The following is a 19,740-nucleotide window of genomic DNA, read 5'->3' as shown; positions in this document are numbered from 1 at the left end:
AAATCGTTTTCAATCAAAAAAAGTTTTCAACACTGACAAATCAGTAGTAAGCATGGTAAAATCATTTTATACTCACAGTACAAATTCAGAAAATCAAGGGTGATAGAGATGAACGAACGTAAACGCCAAGTCATGCTATTAGCTAAAAAACTATTTATCGATAAAGGATTCACAGCTACGTCCGTTCAAGACATTTTGGAAGAAGCAAAGATTTCCAAAGGGACATTTTATAATTATTTCACATCCAAAAATGAATGCCTTATGGCCATTTTAGAAGATGCCCATAACGAGTCTGTCATCAGGAGACGCGAACTTCTCGTCGGGCGTGATAAAAAGGATAAAGACATATTAGCCGGGCAGATCCTCGTCCGGATGCAAGTGAACCGGGAACTGAATCTGCTTCCGATTTACGAGGCAGTTTTTTATTCCAATGATGAAGAGCTCCGAAATTTCGTGAAGGCGTACCATCTGAGCGAGTTAAAATGGATTGCCGGTCGCCTCGTCGACCTCTATGGCGAGGAGGCCAAGCCACATGCTTTTGACTGCTCTGTCATGACGCTCGGGATGATCCAACAACTGAACCATTTCTGGAAAGCCGGCTCATCCAAGGACCCGGACATTGAAAAACTTGTCCATTTCACATTCCGAAGGATGGACGCCCTCATGTCCGATATGATTGAACAGAAGGATGTCCTGCTTGAACAACATTTAATTTCGTCATTAGAAATACCGGCTGGAGATCTGAAAGAAAAACTCCAAGAGGACCTGCTAGTTCTAAAAAAGAAATTGGAACAGGAACAGATTGGAAACTGCGTGGACTACGCAAACTTCCTTCTCTCCGAATTGCAGGCCGAGAATCCTAGAGTATCCCTTTTGGAGGTGGTCGGCCGTTCATTCCGTGAAGATAGCAATGGCAAGATACTTGCCGATCGTGTAAATGAAGTCATATTCCTACTATGGAAATATATTGACTCGATTAAAGCAAATTCGTGAAACTTTCGAAGCCTACCACCGTACAAGTAATCAACAACTAAACTTTTAGGGGGCATTTTATGAACAATCACGAAATCGATTTCAAATTGTACGGAGACGATATGCAATTTGTAGAAGTTGAATTGGATCCAGGCGAAACAGTTGTCGCAGAAGCAGGTTCATTGATGATGATGGAAGACGGAATCGAAATGGAGACGATTTTCGGAGATGGCTCAGGAAATTCCGGCGGAGGCATCATGGGCAAGTTGATGGGAGCAGGAAAACGCCTGATTACAGGAGAAAGTCTCTTCATGACGACATTCACGAATGAAGGATCCGGCAAAAAACACGCCTCATTCGCAGCTCCTTATCCGGGAAAAATCATCCCGATGGATTTAAGCCAATACAACGGCAAGATCATCTGTCAGAAGGATGCATTTTTAGCTGCAGCAAAAGGGGTTTCTGTCGGGGTTGAATTCCAAAGAAAACTTGGCGTCGGCTTTTTCGGCGGCGAAGGATTCATCATGCAAAAGCTTGAAGGGGACGGCATGGCTTTCGTCCATGCCGGTGGAACGATCATCGAGAAGACCCTTTCTCCTGGCGAAACGCTGCGCGTCGATACAGGTTGCCTCGTCGCCATGACGCAAGACGTCAACTATAATATCGAAATGGTAAAAGGCATCAAGACAGCATTGTTCGGCGGCGAAGGATTGTTCTTTGCCACGCTGAGAGGACCAGGAAAGGTATGGGTCCAATCATTGCCATTCTCCAGACTCGCAAGCCGCGTCTTCGCAGCTGCACCGCAAACTCCAGGCGGAGGCTCACGTGATGAAGGCAGTATCGCAGGTGGATTGTTCAATATGCTAGGCGGGAAATGAATGAGTAAAACCGGAACGCTGCGGCGTTCCGGTTTTTTCTTGTGCGAAATACGCATAAACTTCTATAATCACGCATAAATCTATCGAATGAAGCATAATTCCCGAAATCGGCGCATAAACGCTACTAGACGCGCATAAATTCATAAATCGACGCATAAACGCTTCTAGAAGAGCATAAATCGCCAAAATCGCTCATAAACGCCGAAATTCACGCATAAACGGACGCGTTATCTCAATTCTCGCCATTCAACAATAGCCAAATATAACGCGCTTCCTCTTCACTTCCTGGTTGGATGTTCAATTGTTTCGGATAGTCAATCGTCTTCGCCTTGAACGTCTTCAAATGCAAGACATGCCCATTCGCCTTCGCCGCTTTTTCAAGCATTTCGTCAGCTTCTTCGGACTTCCCTTCAGATGCATCATGCTCAAGTTTCCAATCCAGATATAAATAGGCCGCGTCGCTTTGCGATCCTTTTTCATAGCGAACCATAAGTTCAGCCGCTTCATTGAACCGCTGCGCATGAATCAAACAAGCAACCGCTTCATACCGCGCGCCTTGATTATCCGTCGGGTTCATGCGGACGAGATCTTTGAACACATCCGCCGCTTCGTCAAACTCTCTTTGCCGGAATAAATGGACACCATACGCGAAAGCGGCCCGCATGAACGGCCGGTTCGGAAGGTTCATCCACGGGTTCTCTCCCGGCTCGAACGTCTTGCTCGCATTACGGATCGCCTTTTCGAATTTAGCGGATGCTTTCCCTGGATTGCTCTCTGACTCCGCCGCAAGCAATAGCGCATCCGATAGTTCGGGTGAAATCGCCATTGCCTTTGCTGCAAGTTCCCTGCGTTCATCTTCACTTTCCGCCGCATACGCTTCATACGCTAGCATTTGCGCCCTTCCTTCATCCACATTCGGTTTGCGTTCCGACTGGACGACTCCTGCCGTCGTCATCGCCGTTTCCCAAAGCCCTTTTTCGGAAGGTCGCGGATCGGTGCCGATGTCGTAAACAACGTTCGCCATCGGCTCGTCGAAGCTGCCCATCATCTCTTCGTACAAGGAGGACAAGTCTTCAATGTATGGTTTCATCCCATCGGAGGACGCTTCGTATCGGGTCGCAATTTCCGCTTCATTATCTTCAAGTCCCCGCACAACGCCAAGCTTCGAACCCGTCCAAACAGCGGCTGCAACAAGATCCGGCTGTGAGGCGATTTCCTGTTGGACATTCATGAAATACGCGACCGCCAATTTATGCATAATCTCACGCGCATCGGCATCCTGTCCAAGCTCGCGCATCGCCCCTTCCAACGCTTTCAATGCATCCAACTGCGAAGGGACGAGCACTTCCTCGACCAATTCATTCAGTGATGCCAAGCTCCGCTTAATGAAAAGCTCATAAATATCAAGCGCATGCGCACGAATGAATTCCTTCGGCGTCTTCCCTTCATGAGCTTCACGCAATTCCATGAGCGATTGCTTCGTCTGCTTGCTCCATTTCGCAAGGAACACCATCGAAGAAATCGGTGCAATGGCGTCCTCCCTTGTCCGCGGATCACGCAGCACTGAGCCGAACATCAATGTTCCTGGGTCGGCCGGCATCCCTTCATTCCGGGTGACATGATAGACTTCTTCCGTGAATAACTGACGGACTTCCAACATCCCATCGTCCGCACCAACTACTTCCGCCAATAGCATGAAAGGTTCATCCCAGGCTTTCAAAATGGATATGACCGCCTCGCGCTTCGCCTTCCCGAGCTGTTCCTGTATGTATTCATGCCATCCCGACGGATTGTAAATGAATAAATAAAACTCACCCGCCGCCTCTTCAATATCTTCTTTGCTCCAGCTGTCCGATAGACGGAGAATCCATTCCCGCATCATGCGGGTCATCTCTTTCCGGTCGTCCCCTTTCGGATACCGCCCGAAGAAATTACCAAGGACTTGATCCAATTCTTCATTCACAATCAACCCGATTAAATCCGGCCCCTTCTTGCCACAGCATTTCTTATATTTCTTCCCACTCCCGCACGTACAAGGATCGTTTCTACCAATCATCTTGTATCCCCCCTATGTTGCTTTCCCTCATCATAACAAACATGGCGAGGTGATGCCGCTTCGCTCCACTTTAGCGGGGGTCGATAGTCCCGAAATGACGATAACTTTGTGAAAATGACCGATAACTCGCTCCAACTGACCGATAACTTCTCGGAACTGACCGATAACTCGCTCCAGATGACCGATATACCATGGAAATTGATCGATAAAAAAACACCCGGGCTCCCCGGGTGCCTGAATCCTCACCTATAGCAATAAATACGCAATCGGCGTCACAATAACGATTGTCAGGATGACGCGCTGCACCCAAATCGCAATAAGCTGCGGAATGGAGATCGGAATTTCCGTCGAAACGATACAAGGCACGACCGCCGAGAAGAAGATGATCGACGAAACAGATACGACCGCAATGACGAACTTGACGACCAATGCCGATTCCACAACGAGCAACGCCGGCAGGAACATTTCCGCTATGCCGAGCGCACTCGCTTTTGCAACTAACATCGGCTCCGGCAGCTGCAACGCCCATGTGAACGGATAGAAGATGTAGCCGAGCCAATCGAATACAGGTGTAAACTCTGCCAAGACGAGCCCTAAGAGACCGATCGACAAGATGGAAGGCAGGATCGCCATAGCCATCAACAACCCATCCTTTACGTTCGCCACAATATTTTGCGCGAACGTAGGCGCTTTCGAGACAGTTTCCATTGCTTCATTCCAGGCTGCTGCAAAGCGCTTCCCTTCCGGCTTCACTTCCGGCTGCGGCGTCGAACCTTCGTAATACTCGTTCTTGATTGAACGCAACGGCCATAAGTGGACAGTGATTGCTGTAACAATAAAAGTGACAACCAGCGTCGTCCAGAAATACAAATTCCACATGCTCATCAGGTCGAGCGTCTTGGCGACGACGACCATGAACGTCGCGGAAACCGTCGAGAATCCTGTCGCAATGATGGCAGCTTCTTTCGCTGTGTATTTCCCTTCCTTGTACACGCGGTTTGTAATCAAAAGCCCCAACGAATACGAACCAACGAATGAAGCGACGGCATCAATCGCCGACCTGCCAGGCGTCTTCCAAATCGGACGCATGATCGGCTGCACGAGGACGCCGACAAATTCCAACAGGCCATACCCGACTAACAAAGCAAGGAATACCGCACCGATCGGAACTAATAATCCAACAGGGATGACTAACTTATTCAACAGGAACGGCCCCATGCTTGGATCAAAAAGCCATCCAGGTCCTACGCTGAAAACGAGCATGATCCCCACAACCAAGCCGATCACCTTGAAAAATGAAAAGACCATATTGACGGTCGATTTTTTCCACGTACCTGAAACGAACGGATACACTGCTCCGGCTAGAATGACGACCAATGCATAATACGGTAAAGCCCCTCCGAAATGCGTTTGAATCCATGTGACGATATGATCGAGCATGATTGAATTCTTTTCACCGATCGTGACCGGCACGAAAAACATAAATGCACCGATTGCGCTGAAGACGAAAAACTTCCACATACCCGGATTCGATCGCGTAGTAACTTTCTCCCCCACTTGTGCCATACCTCTTTCACCCTTCCCCCAATATTCTGTCAAATTAAATTAAATGAAAGCCGTGAATGAAGCGTTACATTGTTCATTCACGGCAAGTCCTTACCCTACGACCATTTCTCCCTTTTTCCAAACCTTATCCACATGATTCACGCCGAATAAATACTGCAACTCCTGGTAGTTCGAAATATTCCACATGACGACGTCCCCTTGCTTGCCGACTTCGAGCGAACCGACTTTGTCCTCCATCCGGATGGCGCAAGCAGCATTCATCGTCGCCGCGACAAGTGCCTCCGCAGGCGTCAAACGCATCGAGATGCACGCCAAGTTCATGACGAGCGGCATCGAAGTCGTCGGTGACGAGCCCGGATTGCAGTCCGTCGAAATGGCGACAGCAACGCCTTCATCAACCATTTGACGCCCTTTTGCCGCATCCTCGCGTAAGTACAAAGCAGTTGCCGGCAATAAACAAGCGATCACTCCCGCTTCCGCCATCTGCTTGATCCCTTCGTCAGACGCCTTCAACAGATGTTCCGCTGAAATGGCGCCGACTTTTGCAGCTAACTCAGCCCCGCCATACGATTCGATTTCGTCCGCATGGATTTTTGGAATTAACCCAAGTTTCTTCCCGGCCTCCAAAATACGTTCCGATTGTTCGGGCGTGAACACACCCACTTCGCAGAACACATCGTTGAAGACCGCTAGCTTCTCTTCTGCAACTATCGGAAGCATATCGTTGATAATACTATCAATATATTCATCTTCATTGCCTTTATATTCTTGTGGAACGGCATGCGCCCCCATGAATGTCGGCACGAGGTCGATCGGATGGGTTTCATTCAGCCGCTTCGTCGCCCGCAGCTGCTTCAGCTCCGTTTCCAGATCAAGGCCATAGCCGCTCTTCCCCTCGACAGTCGTTACACCGTGCTTCAGGAATGAATCGAGCCTGCGCGTAGATTGCTCCACCAATTCATCTTCCGTTGCTTCACGTGTCATCCGCGTCGTCGCGTGGATTCCGCCGCCCGCATTCATGATTTCCATATAAGTAGCGCCTTCTAGACGCATTTCGAATTCGCGCTCTCGGCTTCCTCCATAGACTACATGCGTATGCGGGTCGACGAGTCCCGGTGTTACGAGACGCCCTGTCGCATCAATAATGTCCGCCTCGGACGCACGGTCGCCGAATTGACGCTCCAATTCCTCGGTCGTCCCGATTGCTGTAACGACGCCATCTTCAATCCATACACTACCATCTTCAATAATTCCTAGTTCAGACATTTCCTTGTGCTTACGCGGCGCATTCTTGCCCGCGATTGTCGCCAGTTGTGCTGCATGTTTAATCCAGATTGGTTTCAATGATTTCCACCTTCCATCATTGGGATGTTAACCCCTTTTTCCTTCGCTGTTTGAATGGCCAAGTCATAGCCCGCATCGACGTGGCGCGCGATGCCCATTCCAGGATCTGACGTCAAGACACGTTCAAGCCGCGCTTCCGCTTCCTTCGTTCCGTCTGCGACAATGACCATGCCCGCATGCTGGGAATACCCCATGCCGACCCCGCCGCCATGATGGACTGATACCCAAGTCGCCCCACCAACAGCATTGATCATCGCGTTCAAGATCGGCCAGTCGGAAACAACATCTGAACCATCCTTCATCGCTTCCGTCTCACGGTTCGGGGAAGCAACAGATCCCGAGTCGAGGTGGTCACGTCCGATGACGATCGGTGCACTTAATTCGCCGCTCGCAACCATGTCATTGATGATCTTCCCGAAACGCGCACGCTCGCCATACCCTAGCCAGCAAATACGAGAAGGCAATCCTTGGAACTGAATCTTCTCCTGCGCCATCCGAATCCAATTGCAAAGATGTGTATTGTAACTGAATTCACGTAAAATGACTTCATCTGTCTTCCGGATATCTTCCGGGTCTCCGGAAAGCGCCACCCAGCGGAAAGGCCCTTTCCCTTCACAGAACTGCGGACGGATATAAGCCGGAACGAATCCAGGGAAATCAAATGCCCGCTCAACGCCCTCGTCCTTCGCCACTTGACGGATGTTGTTCCCGTAATCGAACGTGATCGCGCCTTTATCCATCATCTCGACCATTGCAGAAACATGCTTCGCCATCGATGCTTTCGCCCGTTTTACATATTCATCCGGATTGGAAGCGCGTAGCTCCGCCGCCTCTTCAAGCGACATGCCGGACGGGATATAGCCATTCAACGGGTCATGCGCAGATGTCTGGTCCGTAAGTACATCCGGGTTGAATCCACGTGCAATCATTTCTGGCAATACATCTGCCGCATTTCCGAGAAGACCGATCGACAACGCCTTCCCTTCCACCTTCGCTTCTTCCGCAAGGCGGATCGCTTCATCAAGGGAATCCGTTTTGATATCTGTATAACGCGTTTCAATACGGCGATCGATCCGCGTTTCATCAACTTCGATGCCGATGCAGACGCCGCCCGCCATCGTGACTGCCAATGGCTGCGCACCACCCATGCCGCCGAGCCCAGCCGTTAACGTGATCGTTCCTTTCAATGACTCCTCGAAATGCTGTTTCGCAAGCTCCGCAAACGTTTCATATGTCCCTTGGACGATTCCTTGAGACCCGATATAGATCCAGCTGCCCGCCGTCATTTGTCCGTACATCATCAAGCCCTTCTTGTCGAGCTCATGGAATGTATCCCAATTGGCGTAAGCCGGCACAATATTCGAGTTGGCAATCAACACGCGAGGCGCATCTGTATGTGATTTGAAAATCGCAACCGGTTTACCCGATTGGATCAATAACGTTTCATCATTCTCAAGTTCCTTCAATGAACGGACAATGGCGTCAAAGCTCTCCCAGTTACGCGCCGCCTTCCCAATTCCCCCGTAAACGACGAGCTTCTCAGGATGCTCCGCCACATCAGGATGCAAATTGTTCATGAGCATCCGAAGCGCCGCCTCCTGTTGCCATCCCTTCGTATTCAATTCCGTACCTCTATATTGAACTACCTTCTCCACTGTATCCGCTTTCATTTTCTGATAACCTCCCTTTCGTTACTATCATTCTATAAGGAAAGTTCAGTTAATTGTTTATAGATTAATTGTAATATTATACTTTGTTGACACTTGGAGTATTAATTTATGAAATATTTTATTGATTATTAATAAAAAGCGAACATTCTCTTGAATTAATCAAGAAACTGCTCGCTTCGATTATTGTTATAACAACATCCTTAAAAACGCTTCGAAATTCACGCCCGCTACGCTTGGAATCTGTTCCTTCGCTGTCGCTTCGATGGCAGCGTTTAGGAACTGCTCTGCAAGCTCCATTGCCTCCGCAACGTCTTGACCACGCATCAAACCGCCCATAATGACGGATGCAAATAAATCACCCGTCCCTGAATAGCTCATGCCGTTATACTCCTGGAGACTGTGATAGGCGCGGGATCCATCGATATACATATTACCTACGTATCTGGTTTCCGAAATGGCCGGAGGATTCAATCCAGTTATAATGAGACTTGCGCCGGTCATTGACTGTAGTTGGCGTCCTGCCTCCTCGATTGATGCTAAATAATCGTCGTTTGTTTTGTAGTTATGCAACTTGTCATATGACATGCCTGTCAGCAAACAGCACTCCGTAACGTTCGGCGTAATGATATCCGCACGCTTCGCAAGTTCCTTCATATAGCTAATCAGCTCCGTAGAAAAAACGTCATACATCTCTCCCCGATCGCCCATTACCGGATCGACAAGAAGCGTAGTCCCTTCCTTGTAAAACGTATGTAAAAATGAAAAGATGTTTTCAATCTGCTCTTTTCCTGTCACGAAACCCGTATGAATGCCATCAAAAGAAGCGCTCAACTTGCTCCACTCTTCTGTAAAATGATTCATCTTGGATGTCAAATCTTCACAATAATAGCTCGGATACTCTGTCTGTGACGTCAAAATGGCAGTCGGCAGCGGAACTGCCTGTACGCCCATGACAGATAAGACCGGGATAGCCGCTGTGAGCGAGCACTTTCCGAAGGATGACATATCTTGGATAACCGCAACTTTTTTCATTAGCTTTCCCACCTAACACGTCGATACTTGCACTTCTTTCATCGTACCACAAGTAGGTAGTTACAAGAATACACGGACAGACAATTCAATCTGACCTCTACCGTTTTTACCGATCTGGCACTTTTGTGATGGTCAGCTATTTAGTAATATTGAGTTAATCAAAAAACTATGAACCAAGGAAGGAAATACACCTATGCAAATTATACAACGAAGCACTCATTCTGCAACACGGGCAAAAACATTCGATTTGGTGCTTACTGCCGTTCTGTCGACGCTTGTCCTAGTGTCAACCGTATTCATCAATATCAAACTTCCGATCGGTCAAGGCGGCTTGATCCATCTAGGGACCGCTGCACTTTTCATCGTTTCGATTCTTTTCGGACCGAAAAAAGGGGCACTTGCCGGAGCCATTGGAATGGGATTATTCGATATTTTCGGCGGCTGGGCAATTTGGGCGCCTACGACAATCGTTGCCCGTGCTCTGCAAGGCTATATCGTCGGTAGGATCGCTTGGTCAAAAGGCCATCAAGGAGATCATATCGGACTCAACATCTTAGGTGCTATCGCATCTATTCCGGTCATGCTGGCAGTATACTTTGTTGGCCAAGGCATCATGTTCGGCAACTGGATCCAACCGTTCGCATCGATCCCGGGTGATCTCATTCAGAACATCGTCGGTCTGCTGATTGCCATCCCATTATGCGTCGCTTTGAAGAAGACACCGTTCTTTCGGAAGAGATTTTAAATTTATTAATAGAAGAGCAGTGAAGAAAAGCTACGTCCTTTCTTCACTGCTCTTTCTTTCAATTACTATCTACCTCATCCTAAACTGATACGGCGTCATTCCCGTCTCCTCTTTGAACCGCCTGCTGAAATACGTGGAATGGGTGAAGCCGGCAGACTTGGAAACTTCGGCAATCGGCAAATCAGTCTCTTTCAACAGACGCTTCGCCTCTTCTATACGGGTTCTCAGCAATGCCACGCTGAAAGACTCGCCCGCTTCCCCTGCATATTTTCTGCTCAACGTACTTTTATGAATTCTCAACTCTTCCGCACATGCCTCCAAGTTCCATGAAGCATCCCAATAATTTGCCGCAATCCGTTCCTGCACTTTGTCGGCAAGGGTTCTTTTGCCTTCCGCGATACCTTCAGTACTTTGGAGAAGCTCCGCAATGAAGGAGAGGAAAGTCCGGATTATATGGTACATGACCGGCTCACGGATAACTGTTTCGAACAAAGCATGGTACGCCTGCTCCATTGCCTGCGACTTCAATGATTTTGCTGTCATGTACCGGCGGATTTGCGCGAGAATGCTCGTCAGCCGGACACGGACCATTTCCGGGTCAGGGAATGGAGATTCAAGTGTGAGGAAATCCTGTTCCATCCACTCCCGGATAGACACCACTTGCCGTTTTTCGAGCATCTCCACCCATTCACGCTGCTCAAGCGGTGATAAAAAAGGATCCATGTCCCTCCACTGAAGGTCGTCCTGCTCGATCGTCAAAATATCATAGCCATCATAGAAAATCCGCTCATGAAACTGGCGCATTTTCTTATAAAGCGCCCTGTACGTACGATTCTGGCTTTGATCTGCATACAAATAAACCGTTAGCAAGGCGTCCGATTGACGTTTCCATTGCGCGAAGAAGATTGAATATGCCTCTTGCAGGTCGTGCACATCTTTTAATTGATGGACGACGAGCACAAAATCCGAAAACGGGAAGATGTCATAAGCGGTCGGAAAATCATGCAATTCGAGTTCGCGGACGAGATGGTCAAGCTCATCCAATCGCGATGGCGCGATTAAACTGAAAAGCACTGGGTGTTCCGGCTTTGTCTCCCCGATGAGAAAGTCTTCGTATGTGACGACTGCTTCCCGTGGTTTGACAGGGCCTTTTAGCCGCGTCCTTTCATTCCGCCAGCGGAAGCGGATTTGCTGGACTTGTTTGACGAGCCGGTCGGGCTGGAATGGTCGAAATAAAATATCTTCCGCTTTCAGGGAGAGCGCTTTGTAAACCGTTTGGAATGTCCTTTCGGAGGAAATTCCGAGCCAGATGGCGTGCGGCGGCAGTTCGAATTCCGTTGTCATGATGTAGTTCATGTCGATAATGTAGAGATACGCATCCGTTGAAACGTCCGCCCCCTCTGCAATTTCAACTTCCACGTCATTCCATTGGGACGTGAGCAGCCATTTCAGACCTTGGGCTTCGAGGGAGTCTTTGATGAGTAGTCGTATTTTCATGCGATCACCTATTTTCGGGATTTGATTTATTGCCATCTAGCTTTATACTGAGGGCAAGAAGTCTTTCATTTCAGAAAGGATGATTGTGGTGAATAAAATCAATGAATCTATTTGGACAGGTCGTACTGATGATATAGAAGACCGTGCGAGTTTCCGTTATCATCAGGTTATTGAACTGGCCGATATTGAGCAAGTTTCTGGCGGATGCGCAATCATCGGTTTCGAATGCGAGGAAGGCGTCCGGCGGAATAAAGGCCGTTTGGGTGCGGCGGAAGCCCCGAATGCATTGCGCGGCGGGCTTGCGAATCTTCCGTGGCGATTCCCGGAAACCGCTCGGCTTTTCGACGTCGGCAATATTGCTTGTGACGGCGAAGACTTGGAGACTGCTCAACAGCAACTTGGCGAAGCGGTGACGGCGATCCTTTCGAAAGGTGCAAAGCCAATCATTCTTGGCGGCGGCCATGAAACTCTTTATGGGCATTATTTAGGAGTCCGCGAATCGATTGGCATAGATGCTACGCTTGGCATCGTCAATATTGATGCGCATTTTGATTTGCGCCCGTACGACGAACAGCCTTCTTCTGGAACGATGTTCAGGCAGATTTTAGAGCAGGATGAGAATGCGAAGTATTTCGTCGCCGGCATCCAGCGTTATGGAAACACGCAGGAACTTTTCGACCGGGCGGATTTGCTTGATGTTACATACGTGCATGAAGACGAAATGATTCCTGGGCAACTCGATAAGCTGATGGAAGCATTGGATGATTTCATGGAGCAGCATGACGCTGTGATGCTGACGTTATGTACGGATGTCTTGAATGCCGCGTTCGCACCAGGCGTAAGCGCTCCTTCTCCATTTGGGCTTGATCCATCCACAGTGCGCGCCATCATCCGGAAAGTGGCTAGGCATGAGAAAACGCGATCTTTCGATATATGCGAAGTAAATCCCGCATTGGATGAAGACGGACGGACTGTGAAGCTTGGCGCTTATCTTGTGAATGAATCGATTGCGTCATTTTTTTTGAAGGCGTAAAGGCTTGAATTGCTGAAGACATTTGGCGCGAGAGAAGCTTGGTCTGTCCAAGTATTCTTCCGCGCTTATTTTTTTGCCTTATAGGACTCGGTTCGTTGGCTCCCTGCCTTCGAGCACATCGGTGATCGCGTTGACATTCAATTTCATCATGGTGAGACGCGTTTTGACGCTTGCGCTTCCGATATGCGGAACCGCCGTGACGTTCGGCAACGTGAGCAATGGATGACGGATGGGAACTGGTTCCGTTTCAAACACGTCCAGTCCTGCACCGAAAATCGTTTCGTTTTTTAACGCGTCATAGAGGGCGACCTCATCGACGATACCGCCACGTGACACGCTGATGAGGGTTGCGGTTTTCTTCATGAGTGCGAGTTCGCGCTCGCCGATCATCCCTTTCGTCTCTTCCGTGAACGGGGCTAGAATCACCACATGGTCCGCCCGCTGTAATAGGTCGTCCAATTCAGCGAATTCGGCTTGGTATTCTTTTTCCGCTTCAGGTTTCCGGCTGCGGTTATGGTAGAGCACATCCATGTTGAACCCCTTAGCTCTGCGCGCAACCGCCTCGCCGATCCGGCCCATGCCGATTATGCCAATTGTTGTCCCGTGTGCATCCATTCCGGTGAAACCCATCGGCGTCCACGAAAGCCATCCGCCTTGCCGCAATTCCTTTTCTGCTGTATTGAAGCGGCGCGCCGTGGCGAGCAGTAACCCGAATGCAAGGTCCGCGGTCGTTTCCGTCAACACATCGGGCGTATTCGTCACAACGATGCCCTTCTCCTTCGCCGCTTCTGTATCGATATTGTTATAGCCGACCGCCATATTGGAAATCACTTTTAAGTTTGTCGCGCTTTCCAACAATTCACGGTCGATCGTATCAGACAGCATCGTCCAAAGCGCGTCGACTTGCGCAATCTCTTCCCGCAATACAGCCTTTGTCACCGCCACCTCTTCCGAATCCCACATCCGGACAGTGAATTTCTCTTTAAGCGGCGCAACGATTTCTTCCGGCAGCTTTCTTGTAATAAACACACTCGGCTTCATTCCAGCCCCTCCCGTTTCACTTTTATTCTATTTTAGCACAATTCTGTCGGTTCTTTTTCTGCCTTATATCAAGTTATCGGTCATTTGAGCGGTGTTATCGGTCAATTCACGGTAGATATCGGTCACTTCAAAGTTTTTATCGATCACTTCAGCCGACTTATCGGTCATTTTCACAAAGTTATCGTCATTTCATGACCTTCGAACTCCCCCGTTCTTGCTCTCGAACGTCATTGTCATCGCGAAATTGTCGTCTGGAAAAGTTATCGCTCATTTCCCAGTGTATATCAATCATTTCCCAACACTTATCGATCAATTGGGTGGATATATCGATTATTTCTCGACTTATATCGATCATTTCCCAAGATATATGGTCATTTCATGACTTAAGAACCACTCCCGCAACGACAAAAAAACGCCCTGCAAGCCAAAAAGGCTGTAGGGCGTCACTACAATCATCCACCAATATAACTCATATTAATCTTCTTCCGGTTTTTCACCGTCTGCTCCGTCCGCTCGTCGGAATACCGGTCGGCACGGCGTCCCCACACACCACTAATGGCGTCAAGTAGCTCTTCATCCGACATGCCGCTGCGGATCAATTTCCTTAAATCGAATCCGGAAGAAGCGAACAAGCAAGTGTACAGCTTTCCATCAGATGAAAGCCTCGCCCTTGTGCAAGTTGAGCAGAACGATTCCGAAACCGATGTGATGAAACCGACTTCCGCACCGTTGTCTACATATCTATACCGCTTCGCCACTTCGCCGTAGTACTCCTCTTCGGCCGGCTCCATCTCATATTCCGCGCGAAGCATTTCATAGATCTCTTTCTTCGTCACGACTTTCTCGAAACTCCAACCATTGTCATTGCCAACGTCCATGAATTCGATGAAACGCAATGTGATGCCGCGTTCCTTAAAATACGCCGCCATCGGGAGAATTTCGCTTTCATTCACACCTTTTTGTACGACCATATTCATTTTGATCGTGAAACCGATGTTCTTTGCTCGATCGATATTCTTCAAAATGAGTTCTGGCTTAATTCCGCGACCGTTCATTTTCCCAAACAGCTCCGGATCCATCGCATCAAGGCTCATATTCAAACGACGGAGGCCTGCGTCATACAGCGGTTGTGCATATTGCCCGAGCAGCACGCCGTTCGTCGTCAGTCCGATGTCCTCGATTCCTTCGATCTTTGTCAGCTTCACAATTAAGTCGGGTAGACCACGTCGCATTAAAGGTTCGCCGCCCGTCAGGCGAAGCTTCTTCACGCCAATAGATGCAAAAAGGCGGGCGAACCGCTCCATTTCCTCAAATGACAAAAGCTTATTTTTCGGCAAAAACACATAATCATCACCGAAAATCTCCTTCGGCATGCAATAGGTGCACCGGAAATTACAACGATCGGTCACAGAAATCCGCAAGTCCCGAATCGGGCGGCCTAATTTATCTACAATCGGATTCATCTTCGTCAGCTCCTTTCCAGGACATCTGGAGTGTTCGCATTCATGAATATCCGGCGGGCGTCATCTTCCGTTAACAGTTCGCCTTCAATCCATCGGACTCCATGTTTATCCTGAACATCCATGACCCGGCGCTTCCCGTTTTCAAGCGCTTCACGCAAATCCGGGAGTGCATCGGCATCCCAGACTGATACGAGTGGATGATATTTCCCCTCCAAGACGACGGCGGTCACGCCGGAAGTATGGCATTCGAGCAACCGTTCGACCACATCCGCAGTCATGAACGGCATATCACAAGGCAGCACGATATAGCGTTCTGCACACAATTTTTCCATCCCCGACAATATCCCCGCAATCGGACCTTGCCCCGCAAACGGTTCAAGGTCGGTTATCACAAGCAAATCTTCAGGAAATCGTTCCACCAACTCAGGACGTGTCACAACAATACATTCCTCACAATATGGAGATAAAGCAGCCAATGACAATTCATAGAAAGGGTGCTCCTCCCATTCGGCAAAAGCCTTAGGGGACCCGAATCGACTCGACAATCCACCTGCAAGTATAATCCCCGCGGTTTTCATCAGCCACCGCTCACAGGAGGAATGAAAGCACAAACATCCCCTGACTCGATGACGTCATCTTTCAATGCGTATTCTTCATTCACCGCCACTTGGACATTATCCGCACCGAATCCAGGGTACGATTCCTCCGCCCAATTCAGCAGTTCAGCGACCGTCATTGAATCGCGGTTAAGCGTCTCTTCCCCTTTTCCAGTCAACTCACGCAATCTTGCAAAATAATTCACTTTGATCATGCCTGTTCAACCCCCTTTGCAGGATATTTCTTCTGAGCACCGATCCACTCTTCCCCGTCTTCCCAAATTTCCTTCTTCCAGATGGGCACCACTTCTTTAATCCGGTCTATTGCATATTCATTCGCCTCGTAAGCCGCTTTCCGGTGTGGAGAAGAGACGGCGATGACGACTGCGATATCCGATATTTGCAGTTCCCCGATCCGATGGGCGATCGCAACGCGTACACCCGGCCATTTCGCTTCCATTTCCGCTCCAATTTCCGCCATTTTCTTTTCCGCCATCGGGACATAGGCTTCGTACGAAAGGTAAAGCGTCTTCACGCCGTGCGTCCACTCCCGAACATTACCGGTAAAGACCGTGACAGCGCCTGCTGAAGGATGAAGCACATAATCCATGTATTTTTGAACTTCTATCGGTGTTTCCACAATTTCATATTGTTTCATCGCCATCTCCCCTTCCAATCCACTTTACAAACCATTCGTCGATTTGCTCCGTTTCCTCGCGCGAATGTATATGAGGAAATTCCATCTCAATTTCTGGACACCCGATAACGAGCAACTTATCTTCCAACTGACGCAATGTATGCCAGTCTTCCAAATCTCTCAGCAAAACGACTTTATCCCCTGTTTCTCCTTTATACCCTTCAATTAATAAAACATCCGGATTGCCGATCGAAGCCATTTCTTTCAGCCTAGCAAACTCAGGCTCTTCATTCCAGATTAATTGAATCGTGCCGCCACCCGATACAAGTGTTGCATCTGCCCCATTCGCCAAAAATTGCGACGTATCGGTCGAGGCTTCGCTCATGTCCGGTTTTCCGCCATGCCCATGATGCTTCAGAACGGAGACCGACAAACCGTTCTTCTTCAATAAACCGATCCATCTTGCAACCAACGTCGTCTTGCCGCTATTTTTATAGCCGACGACATGAAGCGTTTTCACAATGTCCACTCGCTGACGCCTTGCTCGCTACCGACCAACAGGATATCGACTTCATCCCCCTGGACAAAGCCCCTCGTTCCGCTTGGTAGTACAATCAGGCAATTCCCTCTTGCAATTGAAGAGACTGCGTTTGATTTATTAAAACCCGCTGGCACTGCTTCAATTCCACCCTCGGTGAATGTCCAAGTGGCGCGGATGAAGCGCGTAAATGGATTTGGCTTCGTGAAGTCCTCCCCCAATTTCGCCGTCATCCTTGGCATATAAGGGGCTGTTCCCCCCATCATCGCAAGGATCGCCGGCCTTGTAAATAGCTCAAACCCTGTGAAGCAGGCGGATGGATTTCCAGAGAGGCCGAATAATAGTTTATTTCCAAGCTGAGCAACGGTCGTCACACTGCCTGGTCGCATCGCCACTTTGTTGAATAAAACCTTCGCGCCAAGCCGCTCGTAAATGACAGGCAAATAATCATAATCACCGACAGACACGCCACCTGTCGTTATAAGGAGATCCGTCTCCGCAATCGCTTTCTCGACAATCGATGTGCAGGCATCCAAGTCATCCGCCGCCATCCCGTACGACTTATAGTCGATGCCCATCCGCTTCAATTGTGCGCGGATCATCGGGCCGTTCGAGTTCCGGATTTTGCCCGGCACGAGTTCATCCGCCACATCGAGCAGTTCCGTCCCTGTCGATAAAATACCGGCGACCGGACGTTTCGCAACTTTTACTTCCGCATAGCCGAACGTCGCAAGCAATGCGACTGTGCCAGGATGGATGAGTGAGCCCGCTTCGATAAGCAGCTCCCCTTCCTTCGCATCCTCGCCTTTATACGAGATGTTTTCGCCTGCCTCAAACGGCTTCCGCAATGTGAAACCACTGTCCGTTTCGACTGTCTGCTCGAGCATGACGACCGCATCCGCGTTTTCCGGAATTTGCGCGCCTGTCATGATCCGATATGCTTCCTTTTCACCGATCGGCTTGTCTCCGACGTATCCGGCACCGATTTCGCCGATGACTGAAAAAGGCACCCGGTTATCGCCGGCCGCCCCTTCTGAATCGAGCGACCGGATTGCAAACCCATCATAAGGTGATCGGTCAAAAGGAGGTACATCGTGTTTAGCGATAATTGGCTCGGCAAGGACTCTTCCGTAAGCTCCTTCAAGTCCAATCATTTCCGTTCCTAAAGGCGTTGCGTGCTCCATTACAAGCCTGACAGCCTCCGCCACGGGAATCGGTTTTCTCATTTCCACCATTGTGAACACTCTCCTATCTTCTGATATACTAAAATGTACTATGTTTGAAGGGAATGAATCCAATGTCTGAATTGACACACTTCAACGAACAGGGACGTGCCAAGATGGTCGACGTTTCCGACAAGGCGGTGACGACGAGAACCGCGGTCGCTGCTTCTTCGATCATTGTAAATGAATTGATCCACTCGCAAATTACGGAAGGCACCAATAAAAAAGGTGATGTCTTCGCCGTCGCGCAAGTCGCTGCAGTCATGGCTGCAAAAAACACATCATCCATCATTCCAATGTGTCACCCACTTGCCCTGACTGGCGTCGATGTCCGCTTCGAATGGCAGATTGATGAATCTGAGCAGCATTACGAGGTGCTCATCGAAGCCGAAGTGAAAACGAAAGGTCTCACCGGCGTCGAAATGGAAGCGTTGACCGCTGCTTCCGCTGCAGCCCTCACAATTTACGATATGTGCAAAGCGGCAGGCAAGGAGATGGTCATCGGCCCGACAATGCTGCTGAAAAAGACCGGCGGGAAAAACGGCGATTTTGAACGTACGGCAAGTGAATGAGAACTCTTTGACGTTGAACGAGAAGTCTTCTATGTTAAACGAGAACTTGATACGCTGGAACGAGAACTCCTTCCGCGAAAACGAGAGCTCTTCAGTGTTGAACGAGAACTCCTAGTACGTAAACGAGAACTCTTGGTCCATTCTTTCTGACTAGGACCCATTCTTTCGTGTTTAAGGTCCATTCTTCCCGACAAGGGCTCATTCTTCCATGTTCAAGGTCCATTCTTTCCGACAAGGGCCCATTCTTCAGCGTATAAGGTCCATTCTTTCTGACAAGGGCTCATTCTTCAGCGTTCAAGGTCCATTCTTTCCGGCAAGGGCCCATTCTTCAGCGTTCAAGGTCCATTCCTTCGCGATCACTTCCGATGCTTCGTCAGTTCATGTACGATATGATGAAGCTCCGGGAGGATCAGTTTTTCCATCGCCAGCTTCACCGCTTTCGATGACCCCGGCAATGCGAATAACACCTGTTCATCGATCGACCCCGCAGTTGCCCGGCTCAGCAACGCCTTCGATCCAACATCTTCCGTATAACTCAAGAACCTGAACAACTCTCCGAATCCATCAATCTTCTTCGTAAAATACGGCGTCACCGTTTCAATCGTCACATCACGCAAGCCGATTCCTGAACCGCCCGTTATGATGATGGCCTCGACGGCGGAAGTGATAATCCACTCTCCCACGTTTCCGGCTATCTTTGCCGGCTCATCGGGACAAATCCGATAATCTGCAATATGGTGACCAGCTTCCTCCGCCATCCGAATGATCGTCCCACCACTCTTATCCGTATCCTTATCCCGCGTATCGCTCACCGTCAAGACGGCGATGGCGATTGATTTCTTCTTTTCCTTGTCCGAAAGATTCGACATGCCATATA

At 49.2% G+C, this 19,740-nt stretch carries 19 protein-coding genes; 5 read left to right on the top strand and 14 right to left on the bottom strand.

The window, feature by feature from the left end; genetic code table 11:
• The first annotated feature begins 108 nt into the window (after positions 1-108).
• Both M3152_RS01305 and M3152_RS01300 read left to right on the top strand, forming a co-directional pair.
• Positions 109-993: a TetR/AcrR family transcriptional regulator gene (locus tag M3152_RS01305; protein WP_251693371.1), complete on the top strand. Its 885-nt coding sequence runs from the start codon at positions 109-111 to the stop codon at positions 991-993.
• Between the two features lie 59 nt (positions 994-1,052).
• Positions 1,053-1,850, top strand: a complete 798-nt coding sequence (locus tag M3152_RS01300) for a TIGR00266 family protein (protein ID WP_251693369.1) — start codon at positions 1,053-1,055, stop codon at positions 1,848-1,850.
• Between the two features lie 232 nt (positions 1,851-2,082).
• Here M3152_RS01300 and M3152_RS01295 read toward each other — a convergent pair whose 3' ends face one another.
• The 5 genes from M3152_RS01295 to M3152_RS01275 all read right to left on the bottom strand — a co-directional run bounded on the left by M3152_RS01295 (position 2,083) and on the right by M3152_RS01275 (position 9,518).
• A complete protein-coding gene (locus M3152_RS01295; RefSeq protein ID WP_251693367.1) occupies positions 2,083-3,906 on the bottom strand; it encodes a tetratricopeptide repeat protein in 1,824 nt (607 codons plus the stop codon).
• Positions 3,907-4,152: 246 nt separating this feature from the next.
• Entirely contained in the window at positions 4,153-5,472 is a 1,320-nt protein-coding gene (locus tag M3152_RS01290; RefSeq protein ID WP_251693365.1) for a YjiH family protein, read from the bottom strand.
• 90 nt (positions 5,473-5,562) lie between these two features.
• Positions 5,563-6,816 carry an imidazolonepropionase gene (gene hutI, locus M3152_RS01285; protein WP_251693363.1) on the bottom strand — a complete coding sequence of 418 codons (1,254 nt, stop codon included), beginning with the start codon at positions 6,814-6,816 and terminating at the stop codon, positions 5,563-5,565.
• Positions 6,813-8,486: a urocanate hydratase gene (hutU, locus tag M3152_RS01280; RefSeq protein ID WP_251693361.1), complete on the bottom strand. Its 1,674-nt coding sequence runs from the start codon at positions 8,484-8,486 to the stop codon at positions 6,813-6,815. The genes hutI and hutU overlap by 4 nt, the downstream gene beginning before the upstream one ends.
• 186 nt (positions 8,487-8,672) lie before the next feature.
• Positions 8,673-9,518, bottom strand: a complete 846-nt coding sequence (locus tag M3152_RS01275) for a pyridoxamine kinase (protein WP_251693359.1) — start codon at positions 9,516-9,518, stop codon at positions 8,673-8,675.
• 193 nt (positions 9,519-9,711) lie between these two features.
• Between M3152_RS01275 and M3152_RS01270 the strand changes: the two genes are divergently transcribed.
• Complete coding sequence (locus tag M3152_RS01270) at positions 9,712-10,263, top strand: ECF transporter S component (protein ID WP_251693357.1); 552 nt, start codon at positions 9,712-9,714, stop codon at positions 10,261-10,263.
• A 69-nt stretch (positions 10,264-10,332) separates the two neighbouring features.
• Here the strand turns inward: M3152_RS01270 and M3152_RS01265 are convergent, their stop codons facing one another.
• Complete coding sequence (locus M3152_RS01265; RefSeq protein ID WP_251693355.1) at positions 10,333-11,760, bottom strand: helix-turn-helix transcriptional regulator; 1,428 nt, start codon at positions 11,758-11,760, stop codon at positions 10,333-10,335.
• Between the two features lie 85 nt (positions 11,761-11,845).
• On the opposite strand from M3152_RS01265, the gene hutG reads away from it, so the two are divergent.
• Positions 11,846-12,793, top strand: coding sequence for a formimidoylglutamase (gene hutG, locus M3152_RS01260; RefSeq protein WP_410055855.1), 948 nt, complete (start codon positions 11,846-11,848; stop codon positions 12,791-12,793).
• 78 nt (positions 12,794-12,871) lie between these two features.
• Here the strand turns inward: hutG and M3152_RS01255 are convergent, their stop codons facing one another.
• From M3152_RS01255 to M3152_RS01225, 7 genes are all read right to left on the bottom strand, one after another.
• Positions 12,872-13,834: a 2-hydroxyacid dehydrogenase gene (locus M3152_RS01255; RefSeq protein WP_251693350.1), complete on the bottom strand. Its 963-nt coding sequence runs from the start codon at positions 13,832-13,834 to the stop codon at positions 12,872-12,874.
• A 452-nt stretch (positions 13,835-14,286) separates the two neighbouring features.
• Positions 14,287-15,297 (bottom strand): GTP 3',8-cyclase MoaA, encoded by a 1,011-nt coding sequence (gene moaA / locus M3152_RS01250; protein ID WP_251693348.1) that lies wholly within the window; start codon positions 15,295-15,297, stop codon positions 14,287-14,289.
• A 5-nt stretch (positions 15,298-15,302) separates the two neighbouring features.
• On the bottom strand, positions 15,303-15,875 hold the full coding sequence (gene mobA, locus M3152_RS01245; RefSeq protein WP_251693346.1) for a molybdenum cofactor guanylyltransferase: 573 nt from the start codon (positions 15,873-15,875) through the stop codon (positions 15,303-15,305).
• Positions 15,875-16,108 carry a molybdopterin converting factor subunit 1 gene (gene moaD / locus M3152_RS01240; protein ID WP_251693344.1) on the bottom strand — a complete coding sequence of 78 codons (234 nt, stop codon included), beginning with the start codon at positions 16,106-16,108 and terminating at the stop codon, positions 15,875-15,877. The genes mobA and moaD overlap by 1 nt, the downstream gene beginning before the upstream one ends.
• Positions 16,105-16,551 (bottom strand): molybdenum cofactor biosynthesis protein MoaE, encoded by a 447-nt coding sequence (locus M3152_RS01235; protein ID WP_251693342.1) that lies wholly within the window; start codon positions 16,549-16,551, stop codon positions 16,105-16,107. Before M3152_RS01235 ends, moaD begins: the two co-directional genes overlap by 4 nt.
• Complete coding sequence (gene mobB, locus M3152_RS01230) at positions 16,538-17,059, bottom strand: molybdopterin-guanine dinucleotide biosynthesis protein B (protein ID WP_251693340.1); 522 nt, start codon at positions 17,057-17,059, stop codon at positions 16,538-16,540. Before mobB ends, M3152_RS01235 begins: the two co-directional genes overlap by 14 nt.
• Positions 17,047-18,303 carry a molybdopterin molybdotransferase MoeA gene (locus M3152_RS01225; protein ID WP_251693338.1) on the bottom strand — a complete coding sequence of 419 codons (1,257 nt, stop codon included), beginning with the start codon at positions 18,301-18,303 and terminating at the stop codon, positions 17,047-17,049. Before M3152_RS01225 ends, mobB begins: the two co-directional genes overlap by 13 nt.
• A 62-nt stretch (positions 18,304-18,365) precedes the next feature.
• Between M3152_RS01225 and moaC the strand changes: the two genes are divergently transcribed.
• On the top strand, positions 18,366-18,863 hold the full coding sequence (gene moaC / locus M3152_RS01220; protein ID WP_251693336.1) for a cyclic pyranopterin monophosphate synthase MoaC: 498 nt from the start codon (positions 18,366-18,368) through the stop codon (positions 18,861-18,863).
• 356 nt (positions 18,864-19,219) lie between these two features.
• On the opposite strand, the gene M3152_RS01215 is transcribed toward moaC, so the two are convergent.
• Positions 19,220-19,732, bottom strand: a complete 513-nt coding sequence (locus M3152_RS01215; protein WP_251693334.1) for a MogA/MoaB family molybdenum cofactor biosynthesis protein — start codon at positions 19,730-19,732, stop codon at positions 19,220-19,222.
• Between the last annotated feature and the right edge of the window lie 8 nt (positions 19,733-19,740).

This window comes from Sporosarcina luteola, assembly GCF_023715245.1.
GTDB lineage: Bacteria > Bacillota > Bacilli > Bacillales_A > Planococcaceae > Sporosarcina > Sporosarcina luteola_C.
This window is presented reverse-complemented; position numbering and strand designations above follow the sequence as displayed.